This is a genomic window from Pseudomonas sp. Seg1 (assembly GCF_018326005.1).
Lineage (GTDB): Bacteria > Pseudomonadota > Gammaproteobacteria > Pseudomonadales > Pseudomonadaceae > Aquipseudomonas.
Genome location: NZ_AP021903.1, coordinates 5,928,562 through 5,940,122, shown reverse-complemented (window position 1 = coordinate 5,940,122; position 11,561 = coordinate 5,928,562). Strand labels below are relative to the sequence as shown.

The 11,561-nt window shown below is 58.4% G+C and carries 12 protein-coding genes; 3 read left to right on the top strand and 9 right to left on the bottom strand.

What is annotated here, in order from left to right; genetic code table 11:
* Positions 1-327: 327 nt before the first annotated feature.
* Complete coding sequence (gene rpsU, locus KI231_RS26775) at positions 328-543, bottom strand: 30S ribosomal protein S21 (RefSeq protein ID WP_002551877.1); 216 nt, start codon at positions 541-543, stop codon at positions 328-330.
* A gap of 199 nt (positions 544-742) precedes the next feature.
* Between rpsU and tsaD the strand changes: the two genes are divergently transcribed.
* The gene (gene tsaD, locus KI231_RS26770; RefSeq protein ID WP_213026751.1) at positions 743-1,768 is read left to right on the top strand and encodes a tRNA (adenosine(37)-N6)-threonylcarbamoyltransferase complex transferase subunit TsaD; all 1,026 of its coding nucleotides are present in this window, start codon (positions 743-745) and stop codon (positions 1,766-1,768) included.
* 23 nt (positions 1,769-1,791) lie between these two features.
* Here tsaD and plsY read toward each other — a convergent pair whose 3' ends face one another.
* A complete protein-coding gene (gene plsY, locus KI231_RS26765) occupies positions 1,792-2,361 on the bottom strand; it encodes a glycerol-3-phosphate 1-O-acyltransferase PlsY (RefSeq protein WP_103304415.1) in 570 nt (189 codons plus the stop codon).
* A gap of 74 nt (positions 2,362-2,435) precedes the next feature.
* Here plsY and folB point away from each other — a divergent pair, with 74 nt between their 5' ends.
* Both folB and folK read left to right on the top strand, forming a co-directional pair.
* Entirely contained in the window at positions 2,436-2,792 is a 357-nt protein-coding gene (gene folB, locus KI231_RS26760) for a dihydroneopterin aldolase (RefSeq protein ID WP_056786656.1), read from the top strand.
* Positions 2,783-3,301, top strand: a complete 519-nt coding sequence (gene folK, locus KI231_RS26755) for a 2-amino-4-hydroxy-6-hydroxymethyldihydropteridine diphosphokinase (protein WP_213026750.1) — start codon at positions 2,783-2,785, stop codon at positions 3,299-3,301. Before folB ends, folK begins: the two co-directional genes overlap by 10 nt.
* Before the next feature lie 82 nt (positions 3,302-3,383).
* Here the strand turns inward: folK and KI231_RS26750 are convergent, their stop codons facing one another.
* The 7 genes from KI231_RS26750 to apaG all read right to left on the bottom strand — a co-directional run bounded on the left by KI231_RS26750 (position 3,384) and on the right by apaG (position 11,474).
* Positions 3,384-4,613: a multifunctional CCA addition/repair protein gene (locus tag KI231_RS26750; protein ID WP_213026749.1), complete on the bottom strand. Its 1,230-nt coding sequence runs from the start codon at positions 4,611-4,613 to the stop codon at positions 3,384-3,386.
* A 63-nt stretch (positions 4,614-4,676) separates the two neighbouring features.
* A complete protein-coding gene (locus KI231_RS26745) occupies positions 4,677-6,239 on the bottom strand; it encodes a SpoVR family protein (protein WP_213026748.1) in 1,563 nt (520 codons plus the stop codon).
* Positions 6,236-7,507: a YeaH/YhbH family protein gene (locus KI231_RS26740; protein ID WP_007910114.1), complete on the bottom strand. Its 1,272-nt coding sequence runs from the start codon at positions 7,505-7,507 to the stop codon at positions 6,236-6,238. The genes KI231_RS26745 and KI231_RS26740 overlap by 4 nt, the downstream gene beginning before the upstream one ends.
* A 121-nt stretch (positions 7,508-7,628) precedes the next feature.
* Entirely contained in the window at positions 7,629-9,551 is a 1,923-nt protein-coding gene (locus KI231_RS26735; protein ID WP_007910115.1) for a PrkA family serine protein kinase, read from the bottom strand.
* Positions 9,552-9,849: 298 nt separating this feature from the next.
* Positions 9,850-10,179, bottom strand: coding sequence for a thiosulfate sulfurtransferase GlpE (gene glpE, locus KI231_RS26730; RefSeq protein ID WP_016983139.1), 330 nt, complete (start codon positions 10,177-10,179; stop codon positions 9,850-9,852).
* Between the two features lie 33 nt (positions 10,180-10,212).
* The gene (locus KI231_RS26725) at positions 10,213-11,094 is read right to left on the bottom strand and encodes a symmetrical bis(5'-nucleosyl)-tetraphosphatase (protein ID WP_213026747.1); all 882 of its coding nucleotides are present in this window, start codon (positions 11,092-11,094) and stop codon (positions 10,213-10,215) included.
* Positions 11,094-11,474: a Co2+/Mg2+ efflux facilitator ApaG/CorD gene (gene apaG, locus KI231_RS26720; protein WP_213026746.1), complete on the bottom strand. Its 381-nt coding sequence runs from the start codon at positions 11,472-11,474 to the stop codon at positions 11,094-11,096. Before apaG ends, KI231_RS26725 begins: the two co-directional genes overlap by 1 nt.
* Between the last annotated feature and the right edge of the window lie 87 nt (positions 11,475-11,561).

Sequence of the window (11,561 nt, the reverse complement as noted above, 5' to 3'; positions counted from 1 at the left end):
TCAGTCTTCGACTATTTGAAAGTGTTTCGCTGAATCCGCTGACGGCCGATAAAGGGCCTCGGATAGCTCAATAAAGCGGGCACGCATGCAGGTGCCTTGGGCTGATCGTCGTAAGAGGAATCAGTGGGTGTGCTCGTCAGTAGCCTTGAAAGGCTCGTCAGAAAAGACGTGCACCGCTGGCAAAAGAGCCAGGTCTGACGCGTGAAGCAGGTTTGTCTCGGTCGCGTGTGCGGCTTCGACGGTGAAGCATCAAGCGTTTTACGCAAATGCCATTAGCCCGGCTGAGGGCCGGGCTTAGGCAAGAAGCTTGCTACGAACGTCTGTGTATTAGTACAGACGAACGGCGCGGCGCTGTTCGCGCTGAACTTTCTTGGCGTGACGCTTAACAGCGGCTGCTGCTTTGCGCTTACGCTCAGAAGTTGGCTTCTCGTAAAATTCGCGGCTACGAACTTCAGCCAGTACACCGGCTTTTTCGCAGGAGCGCTTGAAACGACGCAGAGCTACGTCGAAGGGTTCGTTCTCTTTAACTTTGACGGCTGGCATCCAGAGCTACCTTCATTCATTACCGGGGTCAACATCCTCGCGGCAAAAGAGCACTTGAAGACGTCGGTTTTTAAGGGTTGCGGATGTTAACCCCTCATCGCTCGGAATGCAAAGCCTCTGATCGAAAACCGCTGGTCGGGGCATCACGCGGCGACTATTATGCGCGCCTTCGAATTCAGCCTAAACAAGGCGCAAACCCATGCTAGTACTGGGATTAGAAACCTCCTGCGACGAAACCGGCGTCGCATTATATGACAGTGAACGCGGTCTGCTGGCCGATGCATTGTTCAGCCAGATCGACCTGCATCGCGTGTATGGCGGTGTGGTGCCTGAGCTGGCCTCGCGTGACCACGTCAAGCGCATGCTGCCCTTGATTCGTCAGGTGTTGGCCGAGGCTGACTGTGTGCCGACCGAGATCGATGCGATCGCTTATACCGCGGGTCCTGGCCTGGTTGGCGCGCTGCTGGTCGGCGCCTCCTGCGCTCAAGCGTTGGCGTTCGCCTGGGGCATTCCGGCGTTGGGCGTGCATCACATGGAAGGCCATTTGCTCGCGCCGATGCTGGAGCCAAAACCGCCTGAATTCCCGTTCGTCGCTTTGTTGGTCTCCGGAGGTCATACGCAGCTGGTTCAGGTCGATGGTATCGGTCAATACAGCCTGCTTGGCGAGACGCTCGACGATGCCGCCGGCGAAGCGTTCGACAAGACCGCAAAGATGATGGGCCTCAATTATCCGGGCGGACCGGAAATCGCAAAGTTGGCGGAGAAGGGCGTCGCAGGACGTTTCACCTTCCCGCGTCCGATGTGTGATCGCCCGGGGCTGGATTTCAGCTTCAGCGGCTTGAAAACCTTCGCCCTCAACACCTGGCAGCAATGCGTCAGCGTCGGGGACGACGGCGAGCAAGCTCGTTGCGACATCGCGCTGGCGTTCCAGCAGGCCGTGGTGGAGACTTTGACAATCAAGTGCAAGCGCGCCCTGAAACAGGCGGGCATGAAGCGTCTGGTGATCGCTGGCGGCGTCAGTGCCAACAAGGCGTTGCGTGTTTCGCTGGAGAAGATGCTTGGTGACATGAAAGGCGATGTGTTTTACGCCCGTCCCGAGTTTTGCACCGACAACGGCGCGATGATCGCGTTTGCCGGTTGCCAGCGTTTGCAGGCCGGTCAGCAGGAAAGTCTGGCGATCAGCGTGCAGGCGCGCTGGCCGATGGAGCAATTGTCGGCGTTGTGATGAGCGGCGTTCATGAACGGTATTTAAAAATGCCGTTCGCGCCCGGCAAACAGGTCGCGTAGATTGCCGCGGTGGCGCCAGACGATCAGCAGTGTGAGTGCGCTCATCGGCAGCAACGCTTCCGGTTCCTGCCAGGCGAGCAACGGCAGGGTCAGCGGCGTGGCGATCAGCGCCGCCAGCGAGCTGGTGCGGGTCAGATAGAACGTCAGCAGCCAGGCGCATACGGCCAGCAGCGCGGCGGGCGGATACAGGCCCAGCAGCATGCCGGCGGCAGTGGCAACGCCCTTGCCGCCACGAAAACGGAAGTACAGCGGGAACAGGTGACCGATCACGGCGCACACGCCGATCCAGGCCTGATCCTGCAACGAAAGGCCCGCAGCCGCTGCGATCAGCACCGGCAGCAAGCCTTTGCACAGATCACCCAGCAAGGTCAGGATCGCGAGTTTGCGACCGGCCAGGCGCAGCATGTTGGTGGCGCCGGCATTACCCGAGCCACTCATTCGCGGATCCGGGTTTCCGGTCAGGCGGCTGAGCAAAATGGCGAAGGACAGCGAGCCGAGCAGGTAGGCGAGGATCGCCAGTAACCAAAACATGCTAACTATTCCGGGCGAGGACGCCCTGATTCTAACGGCGCATTGCGCCCTTGTCGTGCAGCGGAGAAAAGTGCTTGGACAGAGTGTTTATCGAGGGCCTGGAAGTTGACACCGTGATCGGTGCCTACGACTGGGAGCGCGGCATCCGACAGTGCCTGCGCCTTGATCTGAGCTTCGCTTGGGACAATCGCCCGGCCGCCGCCGGTGACGACCTCACCCTGGCGCTCGACTACGCCAGCGTTTCCACACGCATTCAGGCGTTTGCCGAGCAGGCGCAATTCCAGTTGGTCGAGACGTTTGCCGAGCGCCTGGTTGAAGTGCTGATGACGGAATTCAAGATTACCTGGGTCCGCCTGAAGCTGACCAAGCCCGGCGCTGTGCCGGCCGCCAAGGGTGGTGTGGGTGTGGAGATCGAGCGCGGATGTCGCTGACTCAGGTGTATCTTGGGCTCGGTAGCAATATCGAGCGCGAAACCCATTTGCGCGCCGGACTCGACGCGTTGGCGACCTTCCTCGTGGATATCCGCTGTTCGGCCGTGTTCGAGAGTCAACCGGTGGGCATCAAGAGCGGGCCGTTCTTCAACTTCGTGGTGTCGGCGTATACCGATTTGCCGTTGATGGAGCTGGATCGGCGCTTGAAGTTCATCGAGGCGGACAATGGGCGCTATGCGCCGGAGCGCAAGGGGTTGCCGCTGGATATCGACGTGCTGCTGTATGGCGATCTGGTGGGTAACTTCGACGGTCTGGTTCTGCCGCGGGCAGAAATCCTGAAAAACGCTTTTGTGCTGTGGCCGCTGTCGCTGATTGCGCCGGAATGTGTGCATCCGGGCGTGGGAAAAAGCTTCGCAACGTTGTGGGCCGAGGCGCAGATTGATCAGGTGTTGGCGCCGGTCGCCTTTGAATGGCGCGGCGAACAACTGACCCGTTCGGATTTGCGTTGATCTGACGGACGCTTTCGCGAGCAGGCTCGCTCCCACAGGAGATCCTATTCCAATGTGGGAGCGAGCCTGCTCGCGAAGCATTTCAGGAGGTGTAAGCCTCTTTGTAAGCCTTCAACGCCTTGAGCCGTTCGCGCTTGAGCGCTTCGCCCAGCTCCGGGCCTTTAAATCCCTTCTCCAGCAACGGCTGCACCGCCACGCCCCGCGCCTCATTGGCCGCGCCGCGCAGATAATCCGCCTGTGGATAACTGCGCTGTTCCAGCCCCTTGCGTCCGCGCGCATCCATCTCGCAAGCGATGATGAATTCCTCAAAGCGCTGCGGCCGGCGATACACATCAAAACTCTGCAGTAACTCCAGCAGCGTCGAAGCCTTCAACTCCAGAGCGCGATGTCCATGGGTATGGTACTGGCCGACCAGTAGCGCCAATTCCTGACAGTCCTTCGGTGCCTTGAAGCGCTCATTGACCGCTTTGATCAGCTTCAACCCCGTGTGTTCGTGGGCGATGTGTCGCGGCCACTCTTCTTTTGGCGTAAGCCCTTTGCCGAGGTCGTGCAGCAAGCAGGCCCAGCGTACGGTCAGTGGTTGTTTGTGCAGCGCCGATTGCTCCAGCACGCTCAGGGTGTGGATGCCGCTGTCGATTTCCGGGTGATGGATTTCCGGTTGCGGCACGCCAAACAAGGCATCGACTTCCGGCATCAGCACTTTCAGTGCTCCGCATTGACGCAAAACCTCAATGAATACCTGCGGCTGATCTTCCATCAGTGCCCGGGAGATTTCCTTCCAGCTACGTTCGGCAGTCAGCGCTTGCAGTTCGCCGGATTCGCTGAGCTGACGCATCAGCTCCAGGGTCTCGGGCGCGACGGTGAAGCCCAGTTCGGCATAGCGTGCGGCGAAGCGAGCAACGCGCAAGACACGTAAGGGATCTTCGGCGAACGCCGGGGAAACGTGGCGAAGAATTCGATCTTCAAGGTCGCGCTGGCCGTGATACGGATCGGTCAGGTTCTGCTGATCGTCCTCGGCCATGGCGTTGATGGTCAGGTCGCGGCGGATCAGGTCTTCTTCAAGCGTTACTTCGGGGCTGGCGTGAAAGGTGAAACCGCCGTACCCACGACCGCTCTTGCGTTCGGTGCGGGCGAGGGCATATTCCTCGCCGCTTTTTGGGTGAAGAAACACCGGGAAATCCGCGCCGACCGGGCGATAGCCTTGCGCGAGCATTTCCTCGGTGCTGGCGCCGACAACGACCCAGTCGATATCGGTGACCGGTTTGCCCAGCAGGCGATCGCGTACTGCACCGCCGACCTTATAAATCTGCATAAAAAACCTCCGTTAGCCCGACAGGATAACTCTTGCGTCGGACTTTCGGAGGCCAGAACCGGATCAAAGATGAATGACGGCCAGGTCGAGCCGACCGTAATCCCCTTCGCTGTGTTCACTGCGTGGCGGAACGTGATGGGTCTTCATGATCTGGTCACCCTGCAGGGTTTCCAGATGAATATCGAAGCCCCACAGGCGATGCAGGTGTTTGAGCACTTCGTCGGTGGAGTCGCCCAACGGTTTGCGGTCATGTTGCTGATGGCGCAGAGTCAGGGAGCGATCACCACGGCGATCAATGCTGTAGATCTGCACGTTCGGCTCACGATTGCCGAGATTGTACTGCGCTGCCAAGGTTTCGCGGATGATCCGGTAACCGGTTTCGTCGTGGATTGCCGGTACCAGCAGATCGTCCTTCTGGTCGTCATCGAGGATGCTGAACAGTTTCAGGTCGCGGATAACCTTGGGTGACAGGTACTGCAGGATGAAGCTCTCGTCCTTGAAGCTGCTCATGGCGAACTTGATGGTCGACAGCCAGTCGGTTCCGGCAATGTCCGGGAACCAGTGACGGTCTTCCTCAGTGGGTTCTTCACACATGCGCCTGATGTCCCGGTACATGGCAAAGCCCAAGGCGTAAGGGTTGATGCCGCTGTAGTAGGGGCTGTCAAAACCTGGCTGGAACACCACGCTGGTGTGCGACGTCAGGAACTCCATCATGAAACCGTCGGTGACCAGGCCTTCGTCATACAGATCGTTCATCAGCGTGTAGTGCCAGAACGTTGCCCAGCCTTCGTTCATCACCTGAGTCTGGCGTTGTGGATAGAAATACTGGGCGATCTTGCGCACGATACGCACAATCTCGCGTTGCCACGGTTCCAGCAACGGCGCGTGTTTCTCGATGAAGTACAGGATGTTTTCCTGCGGTTCTGCGGGGAAGCGCGCGTTGTCCTTGTCGCTGTATTTGTCCGCACCTTTGGGAATCGTGCGCCACAGATCGTTGATCTGCTTCTGCATGTGTTCTTCGCGATCCTTCTGACGTCGCCGTTCTTCCTCGGCGGAAATCGGATAGGGGCGCTTGTAGCGGTCGACGCCGTAGTTCATCAAGGCGTGGCAGGAGTCGAGCAGGTCTTCCACCGCGTCGATGCCGTGGCGTTCCTCGCATTGCATGATGTACTGCTTGGCGAACACCAGGTAATCGATGATCGAGCTGGCGTCGGTCCAGGTGCGGAACAGGTAATTGCCCTTGAAGAAGCTGTTGTGGCCGTAGCACGCGTGCGCCACCACCTGCGCCTGCATGCAGATGGTGTTTTCTTCCATCAGATAGGCGATGCACGGATCGGAGTTGATCACGATCTCGTAGGCCAGCCCCATCTGCCCGCGACTGTAGGATTTTTCGGTGCTGAGGAAGTGTTTGCCATAGGACCAGTGGTGGTAACCCAGCGGCATGCCCACCGAGGCGTACGCATCCATCATCTGCTCGGCGGTGATCACTTCGATCTGGTTGGGATAAGTATCCAGCGCATAACCGGCCGCGATACGGGCGATTTCGCGGTCGTAGGTCTGGATCAGCTCGAATGTCCATTCGGAGCCGGTGGAAATGGGTTGGCGCTTCTGCTCTTTGGCGGTCATGTCACTAACCTGCGCTGGAAGAGTTCACGGAAGACCGGATAGATATCCCCGGCCGAGACCAGTTGCTGCTGGGCAAACGTGTCGGAAAAGGCTTCGGCGATGCGCTCGTATTCGTACCAGAGGGCCTGGTGTTCGCGCGGGGTGATCTCCACATAAGTGTAGTACTGCACAAACGGCATGATCTGGTTGATCAGAATGTCGCGGCAGATCGGCGAGTCGTCGTTCCAGTTGTCGCCGTCGGAAGCCTGTGCCGCGTAGATGTTCCATTCATTGCTCGGATAACGCTCGGCCATGATCTCCTGCATCAGCTTCAGCGCACTGGAAACGATGGTGCCGCCGGTTTCCCGCGAATAGAAAAACTCTTCTTCATCGACTTCCCGGGCACTGGTGTGGTGGCGGATGAACACCACGTCGATCTTGTCGTAGTTCCGCTTGAGGAACAGATACAACAGGATGAAAAAGCGTTTGGCGATGTCCTTGGTCGCCTGGGTCATGGAGCCGGAGACGTCCATCAGGCAGAACATCACCGCTTTCGAACTGGGGTTGGGTTGTTTGATCAGCAGGTTGTATTTCAAGTCGAAGGTATCGAGAAACGGCACACGGTGGATGCGCGCGCTGAGTTTTTCGATTTCGGCTTCGAGTTCCTGAATATCGCCGAAGTTGTCCGGCTCTTCGCGTCTCAGGCGCTCCAGTTCTTCTTTGACTTCGCGCAGCTTCGCCCGGCTGCTGCCGGACAGGGCGATGCGCCGAGCATGAGCCGAACGGAGGGTGCGGATGATGTTGATCCGTGACGGATTGCCTTCGTTGCTGATCCCGGCGCGTACGGTTTTGAACGTGTCAGTGCCGCTGAGGTTGCGTTTGACCAGGTTGGGCAGTTCGAGGTCTTCGAACATGAATTCGAGGAATTCTTCCTGGGTGATCTGGAAGACGAATTCGTCCATGCCTTCGCCGGAATTGCCGGCCTTGCCCGGTCCGCGCCCGCCGCCACCACCCGGTGGCCGGGCTATGTGTTCGCCGGCCGTGAATTCTTTGTTACCAGGATGAACCACGGTCTGCTTGCCGCCACGGCCGTGGTGAAGCACCGGTTCGTCGATGTCGCGACCGGGAATACTGATTTGCTCGCCGTGTTCCATATCGGTAATGGAGCGCCGGCTGACCGCCTCTTCGACAGCCTTTTTGATGTGGTCACGGTAACGCCGCAGGAAGCGCTGACGGTTCACCGTGCTCTTGTTCTTGCCATTGAGACGTCGGTCGATCACATAACTCATAGGAGGCCCTCCGGGCAGCTTCAAGTTGTGAGCTTCAAGCTGCAAGTAAAAGCAGGTTCCCGGGCATCAGTGGGTTACGCGCTTTGTTCTTGCAGCTTGTAGCTAGAAGCTTGCAGCTGCTTCACTGCGACTTCCGGACCCGTAGGTACCATTCGGAAAGAAGCCGTACCTGTTTGTCGGTGTAGCCGCGTTCGACCATTCGTGTAACGAAGTCGTTGTGTTTCTGCTGATCCTCTTTGCTGGCCTTGGCGTTGAAGCTGATGACTGGCAGCAGATCCTCGGTGTTCGAGAACATTTTCTTCTCGATGACCACCCGCAGTTTTTCGTAGCTGAGCCAGGTCGGGTTCTTGCCGTTGTTGTTGGCTCGGGCGCGCAGGACGAAGTTGACGATTTCGTTGCGGAAATCCTTCGGATTGCTGATGCCGGCCGGTTTTTCGATTTTTTCCAGTTCCTCGTTGAGGGCCACGCGGTTGAGGATTTCGCCGGTTTCCGGATCACGGTATTCCTGATCCTGAATCCAGAAGTCCGCATACAGCACGTAGCGGTCGAAGATGTTCTGGCCGTACTCGCTGTAAGACTCGAGGTACGCGGTCTGGATCTCCTTGCCGATGAATTCGATATAACGCGGTGCCAGGTATTCCTTCAGGTAGCGCAGGTAACGCTCACGGGTTTCAGCCTGGAACTGTTCCTGTTCGATCTGCTGTTCCAGCACATAGAGCAGGTGTACCGGATTGGCGGCGATTTCGTGCGGATCGAAGTTGAACACCTTGGACAGGATCTTGAACGCAAATCGGGTCGACAGACCGTTCATGCCTTCATCAACGCCTGCAGAGTCGCGGTATTCCTGAATCGACTTGGCTTTCGGATCGGTGTCCTTGAGGTTTTCGCCGTCGTAGACGCGCATCTTCGAATAGATGTTGGAGTTTTCCGGCTCCTTGAGGCGCGACAGCACGGTGAACTGCGCGAGCATCTTCAGCGTGTCCGGTGCGCAATGGGCCTTGGCCAGAGAGCTGTTGAACAACAGTTTGTCGTAGATCTTCACTTCGTCGCTGACCCGCAGGCAGTACGGCACTTTGACGATGTAGATCCGGTCGATGAACGCTTCGTTGTTCTTGTTATTACGGAAGGTGTGCCACTCCGATTCGTTGGAGTGGGCGAGCAGGATCCCGGTAAACGGAATCGCGCCGAGACCTTCGGTACTGTTGTAGTTGCCTTCCTGAGTCGCAGTCAGCAATGGGTGCAGCACCTTGATCGGTGCCTTGAACATTTCGACGAATTCCATCAGGCCCTGGTTGGCCCGGCACAGCGCACCGGAGTAGCTGTATGCGTCGGCGTCGTTCTGTGGGTATTCCTCGAGTTTGCGGATGTCGACTTTACCAACCAGGGCAGAGATGTCCTGGTTGTTCTCGTCACCCGGTTCGGTCTTGGCCACGGCGATCTGATTGAGGATCGACGGGTAGAGTTTGACCACGCGGAACTGGCTGATGTCGCCGCCGAATTCGGCCAGACGTTTGGTCGCCCACGGCGACATGATGGTGTTCAGGTAGCGCCGTGGGATGCCGAAGTCTTCTTCGAGGATCGCGCCATCTTCGGTGGCGTTGAACAGACCCAGAGGCGATTCGAATACCGGCGAGCCCTTGATCGCATAGAACGGCACTTTTTCGATCAGTTGCTTGAGCTTCTCGGCCAAGGACGATTTACCGCCACCAACAGGGCCGAGCAGATAAAGGATCTGTTTCTTCTCTTCCAGGCCTTGGGCGGCGTGGCGGAAATACGAGACGATCTGGTCGATGCATTCTTCCATCCCGTGGAAGTCTTCAAAGGCCGGATAGCGACGGATCACCTTGTTGGAGAAGATGCGTGACAGCCTCGAGTTGGTCGAGGTGTCGAGCAGTTCCGGTTCGCCGATGGCCAGCAATAGACGCTCGGCGGCGGAAACGTAGGCGCTTCGGTCTTTCTTGCACAGCTCCAGGTACTCTTGCAGCGAGAGTTCTTCCTGGCGTGTGGACTCGAAGCGTTGTTGGAAGTGGCTAAAGATACTCATGACGTCACCTCGCTCGATACGTGGAGCCGACGCCGGATCACTCAGTCGATGCTGGCAAACAACCGTTGTGGCAGCTGTTTGTTTACCCCCCAGAACACTTTCACGACCGACAATCGTGAAAGTCACTCCCGATGACCCGTGCGCCGGTGTACCGGCTCTCCCCTGTTTTGGATGGCCTGGGCTTAAGGATAGTTGGGAATTCGGGAGGTAAAGGCGAGATACGTAATTAGTTGTGGCAGACCGTTCGTCTGCCCGGCGCAGGCCCACGGCAGCCGGGGCCTGCGCGTGACAAAAAAAATTATTCGGCGGTGCCTTGGGCAGTTTCTGCAGGATAGGTCGTACGCCACAGCTCAAAGCCGCCGTCCATGCTGTAGACGTCGGAAAAGCCCTGACTGATCAGGTACGCCGCAGCGCCTTGGCTGGAATTGCCGTGGTAGCAGACGACAACGGTCGGTGCATCGAGATCGGCGCCTTGGATGAAGGCGTGCAGTGAGTGGTTGTCCAGATGCTTCGAGCCGCTGATATGCAGGGCAGCGAAAGTCGCCGGGTCGCGCACGTCGACCACGACAGCACCTTGCTCACGCAGGGCCTGAGCCTGCTCCGGGGGGATTCGTTTGAATTCGCTCATGGCGGGTTCCTGTTGCTCGGCTGAATGCGCAGTCTAGCGCGGTGCGCTGACTGGCGAAGTTTCGGGGATAAGTGGTGCGACGGTCGGGGCGAGGCCGCCATGTTCATCGCATTTGCACGACAGGCGTTCGCCGCTGTCGACGTTCATCAGGGTCAGGCTGCCGCCCCAGACACAACCGGTGTCCAGCGCCGAGATGCCTGGCTCATGGATATTGCCTTCCAGCGCCGCCCAGTGACCAAAAATGATTCGCAGCCCTTTGGTCTTGCGTTCCTTGTGCTGGAACCACGGTTTGTAGCCTGGCGGTGCGCTGTCGAGGCCTTCCTTGCTCTTGAGGTCGAGCTTGCCCTCGGCGGTGCAGAAACGCATGCGGGTGAAATAGTTGGTGATGACGCGCAGGCGGGTCACACCTTTGAGGTCGTTGTCCCATTTCGCCGGATCGTTGCCGTACATGCCGTCGAGGTAAGCAGGAAACAGGTTGTCGTCGCGCAGGGCGGTTTCGACTTCGTCGGCGCACTTCAAGGCGCGGCGCAGCGACCACTGCGGTGGAATGCCGGCGTGGACCATGGCGACGTCGCGCTGCTCGTCGTAGTGCATCAACTTTTGTTGTCGCACCCACTCAAGCAGTTCGGCGCAGTCTGGCGCCTCAAGGATCTCGCGCAGCGTGTCCGACTTCTTCAAACGTTCGATATTCTTTGCTGCCGCCAGCAGATGCAGGTCGTGATTACCGAGGACGCAGACCAGCGAATCGCGCAGGGCATAGAGAAAACGCAGGGTTTCCAGCGACTGCGGGCCACGGTTGACCAGATCGCCCACCAGCCAGAGCCGATCGAGTTTCGGGTCGAAAGCGACTTGCTTGAGCAGGCACTTGAGCGGTTCGAGGCAGCCTTGCAGGTCGCCGACGGCATACGTCGCCATCAGTGCAGGGCTCCGGGGACGGCGAGGCGGAAGGGCTTGATGATTGCGTCGAAATGTTTGCCATCACTGGCGACCATCTCGTAAGTACCTTGCATGGTGCCGACCCTGGTGGTCATCACCGTACCGCTGCTGTAAGTGTGGCTTTTGCCTGAATCGATCAGCGGTTGCTGGCCGACGACACCCGCGCCGCGCACCTCTTCGACATGGCCGTCACCGTCGGTGATCACCCAGTGGCGCGACATCAGGCGTGCGGGTTGCTCGCCATTGTTCTGCACGGTGATGGTGTAGGCGAAGGCGAAGCGGTCGTGTTCGGGTTGCGATTGGTCTGCCAGATAGTGGGTAACGACGCTGACATCGACCTGATAACGAGGATCGGACATGCAAAAGGGCCTTAAACAAAGCGGAACGCGAGGCGTAGCTGATGGGGAATCAGTCTAGGCAAGTATCGGGCAGTAAACCAGAGTGGC

Coding starts and splice junctions, on each gene's coding strand:
- KI231_RS26725 (WP_213026747.1), bottom strand. CDS start 11,094: ATGGCGACGTATGCCGTCGGCGACCTGCAAGGCTGCCTCGAACCGCTC.
- KI231_RS26750 (WP_213026749.1), bottom strand. CDS start 4,613: ATGCAGATTTATAAGGTCGGCGGTGCAGTACGCGATCGCCTGCTGGGC.
- KI231_RS26735 (WP_007910115.1), bottom strand. CDS start 9,551: ATGAGTATCTTTAGCCACTTCCAACAACGCTTCGAGTCCACACGCCAG.
- glpE (WP_016983139.1), bottom strand. CDS start 10,179: ATGAGCGAATTCAAACGAATCCCCCCGGAGCAGGCTCAGGCCCTGCGT.
- KI231_RS26740 (WP_007910114.1), bottom strand. CDS start 7,507: ATGAGTTATGTGATCGACCGACGTCTCAATGGCAAGAACAAGAGCACG.
- plsY (WP_103304415.1), bottom strand. CDS start 2,361: ATGTTTTGGTTACTGGCGATCCTCGCCTACCTGCTCGGCTCGCTGTCC.
- folK (WP_213026750.1), top strand. CDS start 2,783: ATGTCGCTGACTCAGGTGTATCTTGGGCTCGGTAGCAATATCGAGCGC.
- apaG (WP_213026746.1), bottom strand. CDS start 11,474: ATGTCCGATCCTCGTTATCAGGTCGATGTCAGCGTCGTTACCCACTAT.
- rpsU (WP_002551877.1), bottom strand. CDS start 543: ATGCCAGCCGTCAAAGTTAAAGAGAACGAACCCTTCGACGTAGCTCTG.
- tsaD (WP_213026751.1), top strand. CDS start 743: ATGCTAGTACTGGGATTAGAAACCTCCTGCGACGAAACCGGCGTCGCA.
- KI231_RS26745 (WP_213026748.1), bottom strand. CDS start 6,239: ATGACCGCCAAAGAGCAGAAGCGCCAACCCATTTCCACCGGCTCCGAA.